The sequence below is a fragment of the Sedimentibacter sp. MB35-C1 genome, assembly GCF_030913635.1.
GTDB lineage: Bacteria > Bacillota > Clostridia > Tissierellales > Sedimentibacteraceae > Sedimentibacter.
On sequence record NZ_CP133188.1, the window covers coordinates 1,048,265 to 1,068,002 of the forward strand.

Annotated in this window: 20 protein-coding genes; 19 read left to right on the top strand and 1 reads right to left on the bottom strand. The window is 35.6% G+C overall.

All coding sequences use genetic code 11. The annotated features are described in order from the left end of the window. The first annotated feature begins 71 nt into the window (after positions 1-71). From rpmE to RBQ61_RS04790, 3 genes are all read left to right on the top strand, one after another. Positions 72-272 (top strand): 50S ribosomal protein L31, encoded by a 201-nt coding sequence (gene rpmE, locus RBQ61_RS04780; protein ID WP_213927120.1) that lies wholly within the window; start codon positions 72-74, stop codon positions 270-272. A 157-nt stretch (positions 273-429) separates the two neighbouring features. Beyond that, the gene (locus tag RBQ61_RS04785) at positions 430-1,326 is read left to right on the top strand and encodes a DMT family transporter (protein WP_308139373.1); all 897 of its coding nucleotides are present in this window, start codon (positions 430-432) and stop codon (positions 1,324-1,326) included. A gap of 87 nt (positions 1,327-1,413) precedes the next feature. Next, on the top strand, positions 1,414-1,830 hold the full coding sequence (locus RBQ61_RS04790) for a hypothetical protein (protein WP_308139374.1): 417 nt from the start codon (positions 1,414-1,416) through the stop codon (positions 1,828-1,830). A 397-nt stretch (positions 1,831-2,227) separates the two neighbouring features. On the opposite strand, the gene RBQ61_RS04795 is transcribed toward RBQ61_RS04790, so the two are convergent. Then, a complete protein-coding gene (locus RBQ61_RS04795; protein ID WP_308139375.1) occupies positions 2,228-2,968 on the bottom strand; it encodes a selenophosphate synthase in 741 nt (246 codons plus the stop codon). A gap of 462 nt (positions 2,969-3,430) precedes the next feature. On the opposite strand from RBQ61_RS04795, the gene RBQ61_RS04800 reads away from it, so the two are divergent. From RBQ61_RS04800 to RBQ61_RS04875, 16 genes are all read left to right on the top strand, one after another. Next, on the top strand, positions 3,431-3,937 hold the full coding sequence (locus RBQ61_RS04800; RefSeq protein WP_308139376.1) for a hypothetical protein: 507 nt from the start codon (positions 3,431-3,433) through the stop codon (positions 3,935-3,937). A gap of 279 nt (positions 3,938-4,216) precedes the next feature. Then, positions 4,217-5,449, top strand: coding sequence for a DNA polymerase IV (locus RBQ61_RS04805; RefSeq protein ID WP_308139377.1), 1,233 nt, complete (start codon positions 4,217-4,219; stop codon positions 5,447-5,449). A 12-nt stretch (positions 5,450-5,461) separates the two neighbouring features. Continuing rightward, positions 5,462-5,701 carry a hypothetical protein gene (locus RBQ61_RS04810; RefSeq protein WP_213927113.1) on the top strand — a complete coding sequence of 80 codons (240 nt, stop codon included), beginning with the start codon at positions 5,462-5,464 and terminating at the stop codon, positions 5,699-5,701. Positions 5,702-5,989: 288 nt separating this feature from the next. Further along, on the top strand, positions 5,990-7,675 hold the full coding sequence (dnaX, locus tag RBQ61_RS04815; RefSeq protein WP_308139378.1) for a DNA polymerase III subunit gamma/tau: 1,686 nt from the start codon (positions 5,990-5,992) through the stop codon (positions 7,673-7,675). Positions 7,676-7,677: 2 nt separating this feature from the next. After that, positions 7,678-8,028: a YbaB/EbfC family nucleoid-associated protein gene (locus tag RBQ61_RS04820; RefSeq protein ID WP_308139379.1), complete on the top strand. Its 351-nt coding sequence runs from the start codon at positions 7,678-7,680 to the stop codon at positions 8,026-8,028. Continuing rightward, positions 8,028-8,624 (top strand): recombination mediator RecR, encoded by a 597-nt coding sequence (recR, locus tag RBQ61_RS04825; protein ID WP_308139380.1) that lies wholly within the window; start codon positions 8,028-8,030, stop codon positions 8,622-8,624. The genes RBQ61_RS04820 and recR overlap by 1 nt, the downstream gene beginning before the upstream one ends. Before the next feature lie 218 nt (positions 8,625-8,842). Next, on the top strand, positions 8,843-9,448 hold the full coding sequence (locus RBQ61_RS04830) for a molybdenum cofactor guanylyltransferase (protein WP_308139381.1): 606 nt from the start codon (positions 8,843-8,845) through the stop codon (positions 9,446-9,448). A gap of 273 nt (positions 9,449-9,721) precedes the next feature. Beyond that, positions 9,722-10,495: a hypothetical protein gene (locus RBQ61_RS04835; RefSeq protein WP_308139382.1), complete on the top strand. Its 774-nt coding sequence runs from the start codon at positions 9,722-9,724 to the stop codon at positions 10,493-10,495. Between the two features lie 48 nt (positions 10,496-10,543). Continuing rightward, positions 10,544-12,796, top strand: coding sequence for a molybdopterin-dependent oxidoreductase (locus RBQ61_RS04840; RefSeq protein ID WP_308139383.1), 2,253 nt, complete (start codon positions 10,544-10,546; stop codon positions 12,794-12,796). 3 nt (positions 12,797-12,799) lie between these two features. Next, positions 12,800-13,492, top strand: coding sequence for a molecular chaperone (locus RBQ61_RS04845; protein WP_308139384.1), 693 nt, complete (start codon positions 12,800-12,802; stop codon positions 13,490-13,492). Position 13,493: 1 nt separating this feature from the next. Continuing rightward, positions 13,494-14,087, top strand: a complete 594-nt coding sequence (locus RBQ61_RS04850) for a 4Fe-4S dicluster domain-containing protein (RefSeq protein WP_308139385.1) — start codon at positions 13,494-13,496, stop codon at positions 14,085-14,087. Between the two features lie 27 nt (positions 14,088-14,114). After that, complete coding sequence (gene tatA / locus RBQ61_RS04855) at positions 14,115-14,291, top strand: twin-arginine translocase TatA/TatE family subunit (protein ID WP_308139386.1); 177 nt, start codon at positions 14,115-14,117, stop codon at positions 14,289-14,291. Positions 14,292-14,384: 93 nt separating this feature from the next. Continuing rightward, on the top strand, positions 14,385-15,527 hold the full coding sequence (locus RBQ61_RS04860) for a 4Fe-4S binding protein (RefSeq protein WP_308139387.1): 1,143 nt from the start codon (positions 14,385-14,387) through the stop codon (positions 15,525-15,527). Between the two features lie 5 nt (positions 15,528-15,532). Beyond that, a complete protein-coding gene (locus RBQ61_RS04865) occupies positions 15,533-16,543 on the top strand; it encodes an ABC transporter substrate-binding protein (protein ID WP_308139388.1) in 1,011 nt (336 codons plus the stop codon). An 8-nt stretch (positions 16,544-16,551) separates the two neighbouring features. Further along, on the top strand, positions 16,552-18,393 hold the full coding sequence (locus RBQ61_RS04870) for a sensor histidine kinase (protein ID WP_308139389.1): 1,842 nt from the start codon (positions 16,552-16,554) through the stop codon (positions 18,391-18,393). 1 nt (position 18,394) lies between these two features. Continuing rightward, on the top strand, positions 18,395-19,720 hold the full coding sequence (locus RBQ61_RS04875) for a sigma-54 dependent transcriptional regulator (protein ID WP_308139390.1): 1,326 nt from the start codon (positions 18,395-18,397) through the stop codon (positions 19,718-19,720). Positions 19,721-19,738: the final 18 nt, after the last annotated feature.

Here is a 19,738-nt window from a genome sequence, read left to right on the forward strand (position 1 = left end):
GTTATAATACTGAAGGTAAATTGATAATACTATTTAATTAATTAATATAGAGCGAGAAAGAGGTGAACAGGATGAAGAAAGGAATACATCCGGATTATAAAACAGTTACTGTTAAATGCGCATGTGGAAATACATTTGAAACAGGTTCAGTACTTGACGAAATCAAAGTTGAAATATGCTCAGAATGTCATCCGTTCTTTACCGGCAAACAAAAGTTTGTTGACAAAGGCGGTAGAGTTGACAGATTTAAAAAGAAATACGGCATGGATTAATTTAATGAATGCACTTTGGGGCAAATTTGGAGCAATGTTTCCGGATTTGCTTTTTAGTTTATTTTGATTTCTGTCGGAAAAAGTAGATTGCATTTGGGAATAACATACTTGAAAACGATTACAACTGAATGGGAAGTTTATATCGGAGGGTTATAAAATGAAATTAAGAAGCAATGGTATTATATATGCAATTATTGCAACTCTTGGCTTCAGTATAATACCTATACTTGCCGGCATAGGAATCTCTGGTGGGGTTTCTCCATCGACTATGCTGTTTTATAGGTTTTTTATAGCAGGAATGATATTTTTTGTATATTGTATAATTTCAAAGAGGGAAGATATTCTCAGAACTAAAAAGGAATTTTGGTACATATGTGTTGCAGGCACTATTTACAGTATACAGTGTATTTCATTTTTTTCAGCGTTCAGATATGTTTCTCCATCAATCGGAGAAATTATTTATTACTGTTATCCATTATTTGTATTGCTGCTTGCAAGGTTATTTTTAAATGAAAAAATTACAAAGCAAAAAATTGTAGGAATTACACTTTCCTTTATGGGAACGGCAATCGTCTTGTATGCTCCTTGGGAGTCACTTGAAGTCAAGGGGATTGTGTATGTAATAACAGCTGCTTTTATCAGCGCTGTATACATGATTTATACAAAAAAATATATTGCCGGCATTGATTCGGCGGTGCTGACAATGTATTTATGTTTTGTATGTTCAAGTGTCTATTTTGTGTACAGCATGATAAATAATGAATTTACGATTATACTTGAACCAAAGATTATTTTTTATTTAAGTATTCTTGCATTTTGGTCTACGGTTGTTGGCTTCTTTGCGTTTATGAAGGCAGTATCTTTGCTTTCTGTCGGGCGGGTTTCTGTCATATCCCTATTAGAGCCTATATTCACAATTGTGCTGTCATATATTATACTAAAAACTAAATTAACATGGCTTCAAATTATAGGAACAGCTGTTATTTTATTTGCTGTGTATATATATAACAAATCCAGTAATATAGACTCCTGTGATACGATTGAGAATAGTTAAGTTCCAGGAAAGAACTATAAAATACAAAGTTCCAAATAGTATTACTTAAGAACAATTCACCGGCATAGTAATATATGGGGTGATAATGTGAAACGTATATGTAAAAATTTGACGTTGTTTGTAATAGGAGGAGTTATATACTATATGCTGGAAATATTATGGCGGGGTTACAGCCATATAAGCATGTTTGTTGTTGGAGGCATATGCTTTGTGCTGATAGGGCTTATTAATGAATACTTTACATTTCAAATGCCTCTGTGGAAACAGCAAATTATAGCAGCTGCCATTGTAACAGGCATAGAATTCATAGCGGGCTTAATATTGAATGTATGGCTGAAGCTGAATGTCTGGGACTACAGCGATCTACCGCACAATTTATTGGGGCAGATAAGTCTCCAATACAGTATAATATGGGTTATTCTGGCTCTGCCTGCCATAATTCTGGATGACTGGCTTAGATGGAAGCTGTTTAACGAAGAAAAGCCGCACTATAAATTAATCTGAAGATCTCGCTGAGAGATCTTTTTTTGGTATAATTAATTTGAATAGCTCTATATATGGCTTTTATATTGCATATTGTGCGATAGAGGACAAAAAGTAATTTATCGCATTGATTTGTTTTGCAGCCCGGAAGGTAGTAATGATAATGACTAAAAATGAAAATTTTTGCCTGACAGCTGCGCAGGCAATACTTGCCCGAATGGGCTCGCCAACATGTGCAGAGATGGGTTGACGAAAAAATTGTTGTTGGTGACAATACGGGGCTGAACCTGCCGCTAACGGCAATAAGAATATTGATAATGGCAGAAAGAATTATAGGACAAATGAAGTAAATTAAAAATCCCGGTTTTTGTATCCGGGATTTTTAATTTTGACTTAATTCTTTAATAATCAAGTTGCATTAATAAAATGTTCCTATTAAATTAAACGGCTTATTAATAAGATTTTTTATTTCGTCGGCATGTTGCTTGTCTGCAGTTACAATACAGCTGCACGAAGGTCCCCCGGATTGTTTTAGGTTTATGCAGATATTATCGGAGTACTTAATTTTGAGATTGTTGTATTCGCATAAATCTGCCAGTTCAGCACCGGTTCCTCTTGATCCTATTGGAAGCATTTCTTTTATATGTTTACATAGATATAACTTTTCAAAATCATCAATATCTAATATTTTGTCCGGGTTATTAACAACGTCATTTCCTACTAAGGGAAGTCCTATAAGCATGCAAATATCATTTTTTGAGGTTTTTTTATATTTTAATTTGCTTTTTTCACACATGCCTATGCAGGTAATACCCATTGAAGTCTGAACTGTGGGTATGTTTTCCTCTGTGCTGCCTGTCAGGTGTATTTTTGTCGATTTAACCTTTGATATAACTTCATTGAAACCTTCGATAAGCTGTTTACCTGTGTCGTTCATTTCAACGGCAAGCCCGTCAGCCATAATGAGAGGAACGAAGCCCATGCTCATAAGCTCTGCAAGAACAACCTTGCCTGTATGATATGCTGAAACCTTAGGTTCTACCTTTACAACATCATGCTCCTTTAATCCTATTCCTCCGCATGAGTCACATGCAATACCTAAAAATCTATTCTCATCAAAATCTATTACAGTTAAATCTCTTATTTGCCTAATATTCATTGCATTCTCCTAAAAGTATAATATTAATTTTACCATATAATCCGCAGCATGTAATGCTTTGCTTTTATTAAAATAATTTAACAATTAGACGAAAATACATTGAAAAAAGGAAAAAAGTGCACGTAAAAATAAAAATTTAAGTAATTTATGAAACATTTTTTAAATGTGATGCGTCTAATTAAATAGATATATGGCGGAGGGTCGTTAATGGATAAATTTTTATTATTGATTAGTATGGGGACAATTGTAGCTTCAACATTTTATATGCTTTACAGCACAGTTAGGTACTATATAGACAGAAAATGAATCCGTGAAACAGGATACAATGCTGATTGGCATTGTTTTTTTCTGCAAATATGTTAAATTCTATCGTTGATTTTTATATTATGGATTGTCAACAGTAAAATGGAACAAAACTAAATAATCTTCGTCTATTTATATAAATAATATGGAGGGTATAACATGGAAGGCGATATAATGAAGAATAAATTTATTGTAAGAAAAATGTTTATACTACTTATTTTATCTATTACTGTATTTACAGCAGCGTGTACGCAAAGTGGAGAAGTTGATAAAGTGGGAGCATATACAACAGTTATTGATAAATTGTATGAAGAAGACAGCGCTCTTAACAGCAATATAAAATATATTGCTATAGATACATCTTTAATAGTTAATTTAAATGATGAAGAAAAAGCAGAACTATTAAAAGAACTTGAGAATTATGGTTTTACAGTTTTAGATATGACGATTGAGGAACTTAAAGAAAAAGGGTATGTTAAGGATTTATACTTTGAAGAAGGCATATTATTTGAAATTGAAGATGAGCCTATAAAAAGAAATTCTATAATTATGGATATATCTAAATGGCGCTCTGGGCTTGGTGCAATTGGTTACGATGGTACAGTTGTAAAGTATAAAAATGGAAAATGGGAAATAGAAAAACAAGGAAATGCATGGATAAGTTAATTTTAAATATTTACATTTACATACAATAGAGCATGATTTCATTATATGTGATATAAAATATATGAAAAAGAATGGTTATACTTGAAATATAGTAGTAGCCATTCTTTTTCTATTTTCTAAAATATTAACAAATCCTATGTTTATATTCAGGATGTTTTACATTATTTTGCCATATATTACATTAAAAAATATATTTACAGAAAAATTTGCTCTTTTAAAATCCTTAACTTGTGTTATAATAATGCTAAACGAACATAAGTTCGATAAAAGGGTGTTTTTATGATTGTTATGCATATAGATGTGAATTCTGCATTCTTGTCTTGGACTGCTGCATATGAAATGCAGACCGGAATAGAAAGAGATATACTTAAAATCCCGTCTGTGGTAGGAGGAAATGAAAAAAACAGACATGGCATAGTTTTAGCAAAATCTATACCTGCCAAAAAATATAAGATACAGACAGGCATGTCGCTTATGGAAGCCAGGAAGCTTTGCCCTAATTTATTTGTGGTGCCTCCGAACTATCAAGTATATGTTAGGGCGAGCAAGTCTTTGCGTGAATATCTTAATACTTTTACACCCGACGTACAGGTTTTCAGCATAGATGAGTGTTTTTTAAGATTTACCGATTTGGGCAAAAATAAAGCATTAAGTCTGGCTCACGTAATAAGAAGAGGTGTCTACGATAATTTTGGTTATACTGTTAATGTGGGAGTTTCAGAAAATAAACTTCTTGCCAAGCAGGCTGGAGATTTGGAGAAACCTGATAAATGTCATACTATATTTCCGGAGGAAGTAGAAGAAAAGCTTTGGCCGCTGCCTATTGAGGATTTATTTATGGTGGGACGAAAAACCAAGCCAAAGCTAAATAAATTGGGCATTTATACAATAGGTGATCTTGCAAAATCGGATTATAATATGATATCGTCATTGTTTAAATCTCATGGACGCTTAATTTATAATTATGCCTGGGGAAGAGACGATTCAACTTTTAAAGGCAGGGATGCAATTAAAAGTATAGGAAACAGCAGTACTTTAAAGTTTGATGTTACGGACACTGAGACAGCTCATGCAATAATTCTCAGTCTTGTGGAGATGACTGCGTGTAGGCTGAGAGAGGCTGATATGATGTGCAGGGTTGTAAGTATCGGAATTAAAGACAAAGATTTTAATTATACTTTACGGCAAAAAAAATTATTATACTTTACAAGTTGTACTAATGAAATTTATAAAAATATTTGCATATTGTTTGACAGGTGTTGGAATAAGAGGCCTGTCCGTCAATTGGGAGTTTCTGTCTCAGATTTAGAATTAGCAAATTTTCAGCAATTAAGTATATTCAAAGACCGCAATGAGTTGAACAATGAAAAATTGGATAAGGTAATAGATGTTATTCGTAAAAAATACGGTGATACTTCTGTGATCAGAGGAGTTTTTGCAAATAATGAATTAACACCGATTTTGGGCGGTTATCCGGATGATGAATATCCGGATATGAGCAGTACTTTGTAGGAAGGTGAAAATATGAAGCTTCTTAATCAGCCAATAAAAATGATGGCTATATTTAACTCGGATGGAAGTATACAACCCATTAAATTCAGATTTGATGATATTGTTGTTAACATAGAAAAAGTTCTAAAAATATACGAAGAAAAAATAGTTGGAAACAGACGAATTGTTTTTGTGTGTCAGCACAAGGGCAAGGATATATATGAGCTGAAATATGAAATCGATTCAAGAGTATGGTATTTGTTTAAAAAATAAACACTGTTATATAATTTAGGGCAGCCATGCACCAAAGTGCAGGTTCTGCCCCGTTCAATATATTTATACAGCCAGCGTTATTCACGAGTGGCTTTTACCTTATAATATGCTTGTACGGCTTATGGGTTACTTGTTTTTTAACGGAATCATATTACCTTACAAATAGTTGGCTGAGTGCTGGTATTTCTTATATTTCAATTCTTTTCGGGATTTTTGCTTTTTATTGCTTTATAAAAATAATTATGATATAATTTTTAAAAATAACCAGAGCGAGGTCAGGTGGTTAAATTGTCACATCAAGCAATATACAGGAAATTTCGGCCCAAAACATTTGATGATGTTCTTGGACAGGAGCATGTTACAAGGACGCTAAAAAATCAAATAATGACGGATAATATCGCTCATGCTTATCTTTTCAGCGGTATAAGGGGAACAGGCAAGACTTCCACGGCAAAAATATTTTCAAGAGCTGTAAATTGCCTTAATAACCATGACGGCAATCCGTGCAACGAATGTGAAATATGTAAAAGCATCCTGAATGAAACCAATATGGATGTTATAGAAATGGATGCTGCTTCAAATAACGGCGTTGAAGATATAAGAGAATTACGCGACAAGGTTAAGTTTCTTCCCGTAAAGAGCCGATACAAGGTATACATAATAGATGAAGTTCATATGCTTTCAAAAGGAGCATTTAATGCTCTGCTCAAGACGCTTGAAGAGCCTCCGGAGCATTTATTGTTCATACTTGCAACGACAGAACCTCAAAAAATTCCGGCTACAATTCTGTCGAGATGTCAAAGGTTTGATTTAAAAAGAATTAAATCTGATGTAATTGTAGAGAATATGAAAAGCATATGTGAAGAAATTGGTATAGAATACGATGAAAAAGCGTTAAGTCTTATTGCAGCAAACTCGGAAGGTGCAATGAGAGACGCACAGAGCATACTGGACAGGTGTATATCATTTAATGAGGATAAAATCGATTATGAAACTGTGATAAATCTTCTTGGGACGGTAAATTATCAGGTCGTGTTAGAAGCTGCTAATTACATGGTAGATAAAGATATAAAAAGCACCATGGTTTTGGTAGACGACATATTGAATAGGGGTAAGGAAATTTTATCTTTCCTTGACGAACTGATAGTTTGCTTCAGAAATATGATGATTATAAAGTCAACCGGTTTAACTGATAACATAATCAGAATGTCGGAAGAAGAAGCAGGAGATCTGAAAAAATTAAGCAACAGGGTTTCCATTGATGAAATCGTTGAATTTATCGAGGAGCTTTCGTCTGCTCAATTAGAATGTAAACGTGCCTTAAATCCTAGGGTCTTATTGGAAGCTAAGCTGATAAAAATGCTCAACAAGGTTGAAGATCTAAACATCGGTTCATTGATTAATAGAATAGAAGAACTTGAAAATAGTATTAAAAACGGAAATACGGCAACTGTTATTAAAACAAAACCGCCTGCCGGCAGACACGTTGCGGCTGAGACTAGGAAAAAATCTGCTCCAGCAGGAAATGCTTTGAACCCGGAGAACTTTGAAATTAAAAAACAAGATACTTCAGAAAAAATTGTTAAAGAAGAACAATTTGAAAATAAAAGTGATGAAGCAATATACAATGCCATTATAAATAATTGGCAGGCAATACTTAAAAAGGTAAGAAGTGAAAATGCAGGACTTCAAGCAATAATACGAGAGTCTAGATTGCATGAGGTTAAAAATAAAAAAGCTGTATTTGAATTTGACCCCAAATTTACTTTTCATATAAATGCTGCAAATCAACCAAAAAATAAAGTGAAATTCAAGGAAGTTTTGAGCGGAATTTTAAATGAAGAGTGTGAAGTAGAATTTACGATAAAAAAAGATGAAAAACCAATTAAACCCAAACATACAATAGAAGATATATATGAAGATGTTGTAAGAGAGTTTGGAGAAGAAATAGTGGAATTTAAGCAGGAGGATTAAAAATGAGCAAGGGTAGAAGAATGCCTATGGGAATGCCCGGAGGCGGAAATATGAATAATATGATGAAGCAGGTTCAAAAAATGCAAAAGCAAATGGAAGACATGCAAAAAGAGCTTGAGCAGGCTGAAATGGAAGCAACTGCAGGTGGAGGAGCGATTACAGTTAGAGTAACTGGAAAGAAAGATCTTCTTGAAGTTAAAATAGATCCCGAGGTAGTAGATAAGGATGATGTTGAAATGCTCGAAGATATGATAGTGGCTGCAGTTAATGAAGCATTTAGAAAAGTTGATGAAAAGAAGGAAAATGAAATGAATAAAGTTACGGGTGGATTAAATATTCCCGGGTTATTTTAATGGAGCAATATACACCACCTATAACTAAGCTGATAGAAGAGCTTGCAAAGCTTCCCGGCATAGGAAGGAAATCGGCTCAACGCCTTGCTTTTCACATTTTAGATATGAAAGGCAGCGATGTGTTAGAACTTGCGAAAGCGATAGTTAATGCAAAAAAACTTACTAAACACTGCAAAACTTGTGGGAATTTAACAGAAGGAGATGTTTGCGGCATCTGCGGAAATGTTAAAAGAGACCATTCGGTAATTTGTGTTGTAGAAGATGTTCGCGATATATCAGCAATGGAGAGGACAAAGGAATACAAAGGCGTCTACCACGTTCTGCATGGTACCATATCACCTTTGGAAGGAATAGGTCCGGAGGACATAAATATTAAAGGTCTTATAACAAGACTTGATTCAGAGGTGTCAGAAGTTATTCTGGCAACAAATCCAACAATTGAAGGAGAGGCTACAGCAGTATATATATCAAGGCTTATAAAGCCGATGGGGATAAAGACAACGCGCATAGCTCATGGAATACCTGTGGGCGGAGACATAGAATACGCTGATGAAGTAACTCTTATAAGAGCAATGGAGGGTAGAAGAGAAATATAATAGCAATAGTAGTTGTACCATCCGAGCGTAGCTCTATTTGGGCAATCGGATTTGTGAAAATGTCATTTTGACAAAATGTTACTCTTCTTGTGAAAATGTAAGATACATATGGTATCAAGTACTTTAGTCATATATTTTTATGAAAAACTAAATGATGAATTTGACAGCATATATAATAATACAATATAGGACAAGGGCGTACAGTAAAAGGTGATGTTATGAATAAATTTGGAACAGCGATGATTTTGGCAGGAGGTAAAAGCTCAAGAATGGGCTTTGACAAACAATTCATAAAAATCAATGAAAAAAGAATTGTAAATATAATAGCGGCAAAATTAGAAAAAGAATTTGACGAAATAATTATAATAACCAATAAGGCTGATGAATATAAAGAATCAAAATATAGGATTGCCGAGGATGTTATAAAAGGTAAAGGACCATTATCAGGAATACATGCCGGACTTAGTATTTGCACGTCAAAATATGCATTTGTGGTGGCTTGTGACATGCCCAACATTAACATTGATTATATTAAGTATATGAAGAGTATAATAGAAAGCAATGATGTGCAGGGATGTGTAACTAAGTATGAAAACTGGATAGAACCCTTCAGCGGGTTTTATTCAAAGGATATTTTAGTAAATATAGAGAAACAGCTGAAATCAAATATGAGATCTATTAATAAACTGCTTAAGGAACTGGACATATATTATATAAATGAAAAGAAAGCTAGGGAGTTTAGCCCTACGTGGGATATGTTTTTAAATTTAAATACTAAAGATGACTTAAACAATTATTTAGAGGTTACTGACAGTATAGATTAAAGGTCCTCTTGGGTAAAATATTTTGCCCAAGGGGATTTTTTTATCTGTCAATTTTGTCATAATGACATTCTGTTTTGTCTATTTGACAAATATTGTAATCGTTATTGGAATTTTAAAAATGCATTTAACAAAAAATTAACAAAATAAACAAAAAATTATACAGCAATATCAACGGATGAGTTACTAATCTGACTTTATTATTAGGTGGTTGGCATAAATATTGCATTTCATCTTCAGGCGAACTTGATAAAAATATTCAGAGAGGTGAAGAACTTGAAAAGACGTTCATTTTTAAAACTTTTGGGAGGAGTCGGAGCACTAAGCTTTACCGGCTTAACCATAGGTTGTGACAAAAAGGATTCTGTTGATGCAGACGCTCCGGATCAATTCCCAAAGCTTTCCAAACTTTCGGGACAAAAGCCAGAAGCGGTTGTGGATGTCAAAACAGGAAAAGTACAAGTTGATGGGTCAATATTGATGAGGCACAGCGCCTGCTTGGGATGCTACAGCTCATGTGGTAACCGTGTTAAAATTGACAAAAATACTGGAAAAATATTAAGGGTGTATGGAAATCCATATAATCCAAACAATGCGGAACCGCATCTTTCTTTTGAAGAACCGCTGGCAGAATCATATCTTGCATTTAGCGGGTATAAAGATAAAGGAAGCATAAACAGAGGAACTTTATGCGGCAGAGGAAATGCTACATTGGAAAGTCATTACGATCCTATGAGAACATTGGTTCCTTTAAAAAGAACAAGTGGGCGAGGAGAAGGAAAATGGATGCCTATAACCTGGGAAGAAGCTGTTGAAGAAACAGTGGAAGGCGGAGAGCTGTTTAAAGACGCCGGTGAAAGTACTTATGTGGAAGGATTTAGGCAAGTAAGGGATTTAGATACTCTTATTGATGAAAAAGCTCCTGAGCTCGGATCAAAAGCCAATCAATTGGTTTTCTTCGGAGGAAGAGGAGATGGAAGAACATCTTTTGGAAACAGGTTTATAAACGCTTTTGGAACATTAAACAGTTATAGTCACGGCTATTCCTGAGGCGGCTCAAAAACACCCGTGGGACGGGTTACAGCCGGTGGTCAAAATATGAGACCTGATATAAACAATGCAGAGTACATATTGTATGAAGGAGCTTTTCCTGGGCACAGCGGAAAGCCTATGCAAACTATAGCAAGACAAATAAAATTTGGGGTAAATGAAGGCAGCCTGAAATATTCTGTAGTGGACCCTGTGCTTGTTGGAGGCGCAGTAACTCCATTATATAAAAAAGGTGAATGGGTTCCCATAAAGCCTGCCACTGACAATGCATTCGGGATGGCACTTATAAGATGGATTATTGAAAATGAAAGATATAATAAGAAATTTTTGTGTTCTCCAAATTACGATGCTGCAGTATCCAAAGGGTTTAACAGTTGGACCAATGCTGCGCACCTAGTTATAGATGATCCTGAGCATCCTAATTACAGAAAAATGCTTAGGGCAGAAGATTTAGGTATGGAGACAGGCAAAGATGAAAAGGACATATTTATTGTAATCGATAATTTAACAAAACAACATGACAGGTTTGATAAAGTAAGCGAAGCAGATTTATTTTTTGAGGGAAAGGTTGCTGCTGCAGACGGAAAAGAAATACAAGTTAAAACTTCATTTTTACATTTGAAGGATAGCGCCTTTTCACATACTATAAAAGAATATTCAAACGCATGCGGAGTGCCTGAGGAAAAAATAAAAGAGATTGCAAATGAGTTTACTTCTCACGGAACAAAGGTAGCCATGGATGGTATGGGAAGCACTGCTACAGCTAACGGTGCAGATATAACTATGATTAGTTATATTTTAATGTCTATGGCTGGAAGCCTAAATAAAAAGGGCGGAGCTATTATTAGAAGAAATTCGTATAAATCGGCAAGTGACGGACCTAGATATAGAGTAAGTGTCATACCTGATGCACCAAAAAAATCAGGAATAAGAATAAGTCGTACTGGGGTAAGCTACGAAAGTACTTCTGAATATAAAAATAAGGTTGCAAATGGTGAGAATCCATATCCATCCAAGATGCCTTGGCATCCTGTGGGAAGCGCGTCTGATAATCAGGCTGTTTTTTCTATTGTTAATAAATACCCTTATCAGGCAAAAATAGTATTTAACTGGATGGCAAATCCTTTGTTGGCTGTTCCGGCAGCGGCAAAAAAAGAAGTGTTGGAAGCTCTTAAAAGCACTGATAACGTACCGCTGTTTATTTCATGCGATCCTTATATGGGTGAAATGACTGCTCTTGCAGATTATATAATACCGGATACAACTCCTTATGAGAGCTGGGGACTTGCAAATATCGAAGGGAACTTTTCAGGAAAGGGTCTTACATTGAGATGGCCTATAGTTGAGCCTGCAACACCTAAGCTTCCTGACGGGAGACATACTTCTTTTGAGACATTTATAATAGATGTTGCAAAGAAAATAAATCTTCCGGGATTTGGAGACAGGGCAATGTTTGACGCAAATGATAATTTACTTCCTCTTAATAGCAGAGAAGATTATTTTGTAAGAGGTATTGCCAATATGGCATATGACGGAGAACCGGTATCAGATATTTCAAAAGATGAAATGGACATGCAAGATTTAGAAAATGCAATGAAAGACTGGAAAAATTCCGTTACGGAGGAAGAATGGCCTAAAGTGTTAAAGGTAATTTCAAGAGGTGGCAGGTTTGAGGATCACGGTGCCGGATTTGACGGAGATAATCATAAATATCCATATAAAGGTGCTGTAAACTTCTATGTTGAAAGCTTTGCTAATGGTATAAACTCAATGACAGGCGAGCACTATAGAGGAGTTGCCGCATGGAATCCTGAATCATTCTCCGATGGAACGTTAATTGCCGACACGTTCCCTGAATCACAGTGGCCGTTTAAAGCTGCGAATTACAAGCCTAAATTCAGAAGTATAAGCATGCTTTCTAACAGTTCCATTATGAGGGATTTGAGCAAACATAACTATGTGGAGCTGAACTCTGAGGATGCAGCTAGTCTTGGAATTAGAACTATGGATCTTGTAAAGGTAGTACCTGCAACTGGAGGCGATTTTACAGGATATGCTTTGGTCAGAGAAGGAATAGCAAAAGGAACTATAGGAATAGCATACGGATATGGACATTGGGAATACGGAAGCAAGGAATACAGCATAGACGGAAAGCCTAATGGAGGGAACAAGGATTTAGGTGCGGGAGTTCATTTGATGAATATATTAGACCCTAAAGTTAATGGATTGTTCGGAATTTCAGAATCATCCACAGGCGGTCCTGGAAGAAATGGTGGCGCATACAGAATAGAGAAGGTATAAAATATGAACAAATCAATAGCAGAAGAGACTATTTTTGTAGTAAGTAAGAGACTTGAAATATATGAATTCTTGTCATTTGCCTTTTTAAATACTCCATCTGAAGATATTTTAAATTCCTTGAGAAAAAATGCTGAATTTTTTAAGGAGCTTTGTCCAGTAAATACAGATTTTTTATATGAAAAAAGTACGGATGATTTCGTTCAGGAATATTATGACAGGTTTTTTGTGCCTACTTCGAAATTGTTTGTTCCTTCTCATGAATCTTCCATAAGGAACAGAAAAATAAAAAAGGGTAAAACAATTTACGGTAAAATTGACAGCAATGAAACATTTCATGTAAAAGCATGTTATGAAATGGTTGATTTCAAAATTCGTGAGCTAAATGGATTCAGTCCTCTTAAGGATAACCACTATCCGGATCATGTAGCTTTTGAACTTGCATTTATGGCATACATGGTGAAACTTGAACTGTCAGCATTAAAATGCGGTGATGAAGAAAATTCTGTGAAATGGAAAAAGCTCCAGAATGATTTTCTGGACGAGCACTTGAGTAAGTGGATTGGTGATTATGCAGAATTAACCGAGGAAAAAGGAAATGGCATGTATTCTTATTTAAGCTGTATTTCCGCCGCTTGGACGGTTATGGATTTAGAGCATTTGAATGAAGAATTCATTAAAGACAGAGAGGTGATATAGTATGAAAAAGTATGGAATGATTATAGATTTAAAGCGCTGTGTGGGATGCCATGCGTGTACCATAAGCTGCAAAATGGAAAATGAGATTCCGGAAGGCTGCTTTAACACTTGGGTTGAAGAATGGGATACTGGCAAATATCCGAATGTATCAAGAGTAAAATTACCTAAGATGTGTAATCACTGCGTGGATGCGCCGTGTATCGAAGCTTGTCCCGTAGATGCAACATTTGCCGTTGAAGGCGGTATAGTAGTTGTAGATGAAGAGAAATGCATCGGTTGCGGAGCGTGTGTTTCTGCATGTCCTTATGATGCAAGATATATGAACAGTGCAACAAACAAAGCAGGAAAATGTACATTTTGCATACAAAGGGCAGAAGCCGGAATGATGCCGGCATGTGTAAGCACGTGCATATCCCATGCAAGATTCTTCGGAGATCTCAATGATCCAGACTCAGAGGTAAGCAAGCTTATGGCTGAAAACAAAACAGAAGGCTTAAAGGAAGAACTGGGTCTTGAGCTTAATGTTAAATATATCGGACTAAAGGATGCGTTGAAGAACGGAGAGCCGGAGGAACGTTACAGAGGCGGAAAATAAAGAAGGGGTTTTCGCAAGGAGAAAAACATGTTTAAAATGGGTGCAACAGAATTAATTTTAATACTTGGCATTGCGTTGATAGTATTTGGACCAGGAAAGCTGCCGGAAATTGGAAAAGCATTGGGAAAATCTATAACTGAATTTAAAACTCATGCCAATAAATCCTATGATGCTACGATAGAAAAATCAGAGGACAAGGAATAACCATATGAAAGCAAGGCTTATTTTGCCTTGCTTTCAAAGTTTATTAAATTACTTTAGACAGTGAGAAGCTAGTAATTATATGCGGAGATGTTTATGTTTAGAGCTGATAAAATTATAGAAAAAGCTACGGCAAGACTTGACGCCGTTTCTGTGAATGCGGAAAGATGCTCAAGATTGCGTTCGTCTTTATCAAAATGCACAAAGTGTACGGATATCTGCCCTGAGATGGGGATAGATATAAATAAGTCAGGTATTCAATTAAATTACAGTTGTATACAGTGTGGATTATGCGCAGCAGTTTGTCCGACAGGAGCATTGTCTATTCAGGAGCCGACAGAACTGAGCTTGTATGAGTATGCTTCTGCCTTGGGAAAAGACGGCAAAGATTGTGTAATAAGTTGCAAGCGTAATGATACTGTATCAAATGATATTTTTAAGGTTCCATGCTTGGGAAGTTTAACTATAGAGCTTCTATTTAGCTTGGATTTGCTACCAAATAAGGTGTACATGGTGTTTTGCGAAAATGAATGCGAAAAGTGTGCGGTAAATCATGGCATCAGGCACTATTACAGCAGAATTAAAGAAGTAGATAAAATAAAAAGTAATCTTGGCTTGTGTGGAGGAGCTTTAACTGATGCGGAACATCCACCTGAGCTTAAATATAAAGATATTCATTCGGATAAAATGAATGAAGAAAGAAGAGAATTTATCTTTTCTGCATTTAGATTATTTGAAGAAACCATAAAGAACATTCCTGATATGGCGGTGGAATATTTACTTGGCGAGGAAGAAGAAAAAGGCTCTGTTTCCTCCGCTGATAAAATTGAAAAATATCCCATGTTTGTAAAATCATTTGAAAGAATTGAGAAATGTAATATAATTAATGGTGAAGTTAATGAATATTTCAAGCCATTTTTGGCTGGAGAATGCAGATTCTGCAAGGCGTGTTCCATATTATGTCCAACGGGAGCATTGAAGTGTACAAAAACACATGATACTATAGAGATAGTATTGTCTCCGAATGCTTGTTGTGGATGCAATTTATGTGTTGAGGTGTGCTACCACAATGCATTGGATTTGGAAACAAAGAAAGCGGAAGATTTTATGGGTGATTCTCCATATACCATTGCAAGAGGAGTTGTTCAAAAATGTATTTTTTGTGGAAAAGAAATTTATTCTGGGAAGAAAGAAGAAATTTGTCAGTCATGCTTAAAGATGGGCAAGAAAATCAGGTGATATAAATGAAAAAGATTATTATTTTTTTCGCCTGCATCATTGGATTAGCCTGTTTTATTTATTGCGGCAAGAGTAACGGTTTTGGAGACACTGGCGTAGAAAGCAGGCATAAAATAGGCGTTCTGTCGGCATCTGACATAAGGTTGCTTAAAGTAAATGCTATGATTACAGAACTTGATAATTACGGATATAGTAAAGATACGCTGGATATTGTAGTAAAAAACGCCGAAGGCGATAAAAGCAGATTGAATGAGTTAGCACGAGAGCTGGTAGATGAAGATGTTGATATTATAGTAACAACAGGTGTTTTTGAAACTTCTTCGGCGCAAAAATTTGCGGAGAGCAAAAATATCCCGATAATTTTTATCGGAGTAAGCTGTACGGTGGAACTAGGTCTTATAAATGACAAAATAACTCCGGGATGTAACATAACCGGTGTCGATAGCGACTATGTTCGCCTGACAGGGAAAAGACTGGAATTTTTAAAAAGAATTGTACCTGATACAAAACGGGTTCTTATATTGTATAATCCGGACGCCATACCTTTCGGGCCAAGTTCAAAGCTATTTCATGAAGCTGCTGATAAGCTTGACATACAGCTTGATATGATATCGGCTAAAAACAGGGACGAAATGGTTGAGGCTATAATAGAAAACAGCCAAAAGTGTGACGGAGTAATACTTATGTGCAGCTTGCTGTACGAATCTACAATTAAGGATATTGCTGATACTTCGTTAAAATATAAAATACCTGTTATGGGAGTCGACAATGTTCAGGTGGAAAAGGGGATATTAGCTTTTTATGGAAGTACAAATTATAATGAAGGAATTCAGGCTGCAAGGCTGGTTGCAAATGTATTTGACGGTCATGATATAAAAATAATTCCTATTGAAAAACCGGAGCACTTGGAGTTTCACATAAATGTTGATACGGCAGAAGCCCTCGGAATAGATATTGATTACTCAGGAATGACGTTTGTTGATAAGTTTGTACGAAATTCAGATGATAGCAGATAGTGGTGATTATGAATAAAAAAATTTTAGTGAGTATAAAGTTAAAGCTTGTGTTAATGATTGTGTCGGTATCTGTAATTCCTTTAGTTTTTTTATCATACATCAATATTAAGACTCTGAAAAATGAGGTAAAGGTATCTATACACAAGGGACACGAGCTGGCGGCATCAAGAATATCTCAGACTATTGTGGAGATGGTGAAGACCACACAAGAATCGATGCAAGCGGTGGCTTTGACTAATCCTGAATTGTTCAAGCCTGACAACGGGGTAAACAGAGAAGATATTATATATAGAATGTTTAAGAGATATGAACATTTAGAGGAAATGTCCATGATTTCTAAAAATGGACTGGAACTTGCAAAAATTTCAAAAAGGCATGTTATTTCTCTAGATGAGTTAAATGATATTTCTAATGAGGACAAGTTTAAAGTGCTGGAAAAAGGCAGTTTGTACATAGGCGAGCCAAAAATGGATGCGGACAAACAAGTGGTTTTTGAACTTGGCGTACCCATAGGCGGAGGAGACGAGTATTTGTCAGGTGCTATTACAGCTAAAATAAGCCTTCGCCAGATAATGAATAAAATTAATTCCACAAAAGGTGAAGAAGGAAGCTATATATTTCTAATAGATGAAAACGGAGCTTTAATAGGGCACTCAGATTATAACCAGGTAATGAGAGGTCAGGATGTTACAAAAAGCGAAGGGGTAAAGAAACTTCTTGAAAATAAAAAAGAATTTAAAAGTGGCATTAAAGATATTAACTTTGACAGCAAAGTATATGAATCTTATTCAGGCCAAAAGGTACTGGGGGTATATGGGTTAATCCCCATAGTTAATTGGGGAATTGTTGTGGAACATCCGTTGGATAAAGTTTATATGACAATAAGGCAAATGATTGCCAAGATATTGGTAACATTGTTGTTGACGTTGATTTTTACCGGAATGGCAGTGGTGTGTTTAATTAATATTTTTATGAAATCCATAAATGAAATTGAAAAAGGAGTTAATTCAGTTAAAAGTGGAAATTTTGACTATAAAATTCCAAAGCAAAGCAATGATGAGATAGGTGCAATAATTGATGCATTTAACAATATGACGGATGAGATAAAAAGAAAGAAAGAAAATGAAAAGCTTATTATTTCAGCTGAAAAAAGGGCGGCGATAGGTACTTTAGCTGCCGGTGTGGCCCATGAGATAAATAATCCCATGAACAACCTTGGATTTTACACTTCAGATTTGCTTGAAAGACTTGAAACGGAAGATATCAATGAATTATATGAAGGTAAAACTATACAGAACTATCTTGAAATAATGAAAGAACAAATTGAAAGGTGTTCTTCAATTACTCATAATTTGCTGAAAATTTCAAGGGAATCTGCTGTCAATATCAAACCAGTAAATATATATGCAACAATTAAGGATATATTGAAACTCATGGAGCACAGAATTAAGAAACAAAACATATCTGTGAAGATTGACTTGCATGCACCAAGGCCTGTTGTTATGTCAGATGAGTCGCAAATACAGCAAATGCTTTTGAACATAATTACAAATGCATTGGATGCAATGGAGAAAAAAGGAACTCTAAGAATCAGCATAGAAAATTTTCATAATGATGATACCTTGCTTATAAAAGTAAGGGATACGGGATATGGAATCAAGGATGAAGATAAAGATAAAATATTTGATCCTTTCTATACAACTAAGCCTGTAGGAAAAGGAACAGGATTGGGACTTTCAATAAGCCAGGTAATTATTGAAAGAATGAGGGGCACTATAGAAATACACAGCGAAGAAAATATCGGTACGGTAATATATATAAAGCTTCCTGTTGCAAAAGAGGTGGATTAAAATGAACAGCTTCAGATTGCTGATAGTAGATGATGAGGAGAAATTCGTAGAGCTGTTGAGAGACAGATTGAGAAGGAAGGGCTTGTATGTTCAGGCAGCAACATCCGGAATAGATGCGGTAGAACTGATACAACAGGAAGAATTTGATGTTGGGCTGTTTGATATTATGATGGATAAAATGGACGGACTTAGGCTTCTGGAAGAAGCTAAAAGAATTCAACCTGACATGGAAGTAATTATGCTTACGGGCTATGGTACTGTGGAGACCGCTATAAGAGCTATGAAGAACGGAGCTTATGATTATCTTTCAAAACCGATAAACCCCACCAAACTTGATTTGGTATTGGAAAGAGCTTCGGAAAAAAAGAAGCTCAAGGGATACAATAATAATCTCGTCGAAAACATAAAAATTATTAATAACAAAAGAGAGATAATAGGAGAATCTAGGTTGATAGCAAACCTTAGATACATGATAGATAAAGTTGCTGATAGCAATCTTCCGGTGCTTATATTGGGTGAAAGTGGCACTGGCAAAGATTTGGTGGCAAATGAATTGCACTGTAAAAGCATGAGAAAGGACAAGCCGTTTATTCCAATAAACGCTGGGGCTATCCCCAATGATCTTCTGGAGTCTGAATTGTTCGGACATGTTAAGGGTGCTTTCACAGGAGCACACACAAATAAAAAAGGTCTTGTTGAAATAGCCGACGAAGGAACTCTTTTTTTGGACGAAATAGGTGATATGGAACTTGGCCTGCAGAAAAAGCTTCTAAGATTTTTGGATACAGGTGAATTCAGACCTGTGGGGGGCACAATGGTTAAAAGAACCTCTGTAAGGGTTGTGACGGCTACAAATAAAAATTTGGAGGAAGCTATTGAAAAGGGCAAGTTTAGACAAGACTTGTTATACAGGTTAAGTGTTATTACCATACATGTTCCACCATTAAGGGAAAGAGGTGGAGATGTATTACTTTTAGCGGAGTATTATTTGAAAAAATCACCGGATTTAAAAGAACTGACAGAAGAAGCAAAAGATTTTCTGCTTAGCTATAGCTTCCCTGGAAATGTAAGAGAACTGATTAATTTTATCGACAGAGGGATCTTGCTTTCAAAGGATAATAAAATACATTCTGGTGACTTATATACGAAAGCGCTGATGCCAGAGCAGCAATCCGGCGATAAAATGACTTTGGGTGATATAGAAAAACAGCATATTATAGAGGTGCTGAATTCAACAAACTGGGATAAGCCAAAGGCAGCTAAAATATTAAAAATTGGACTTAGAACATTGTACAGAAAAATTGATAAGTATGAAATACATAGGTGACGGCAGTCATAAATGGAG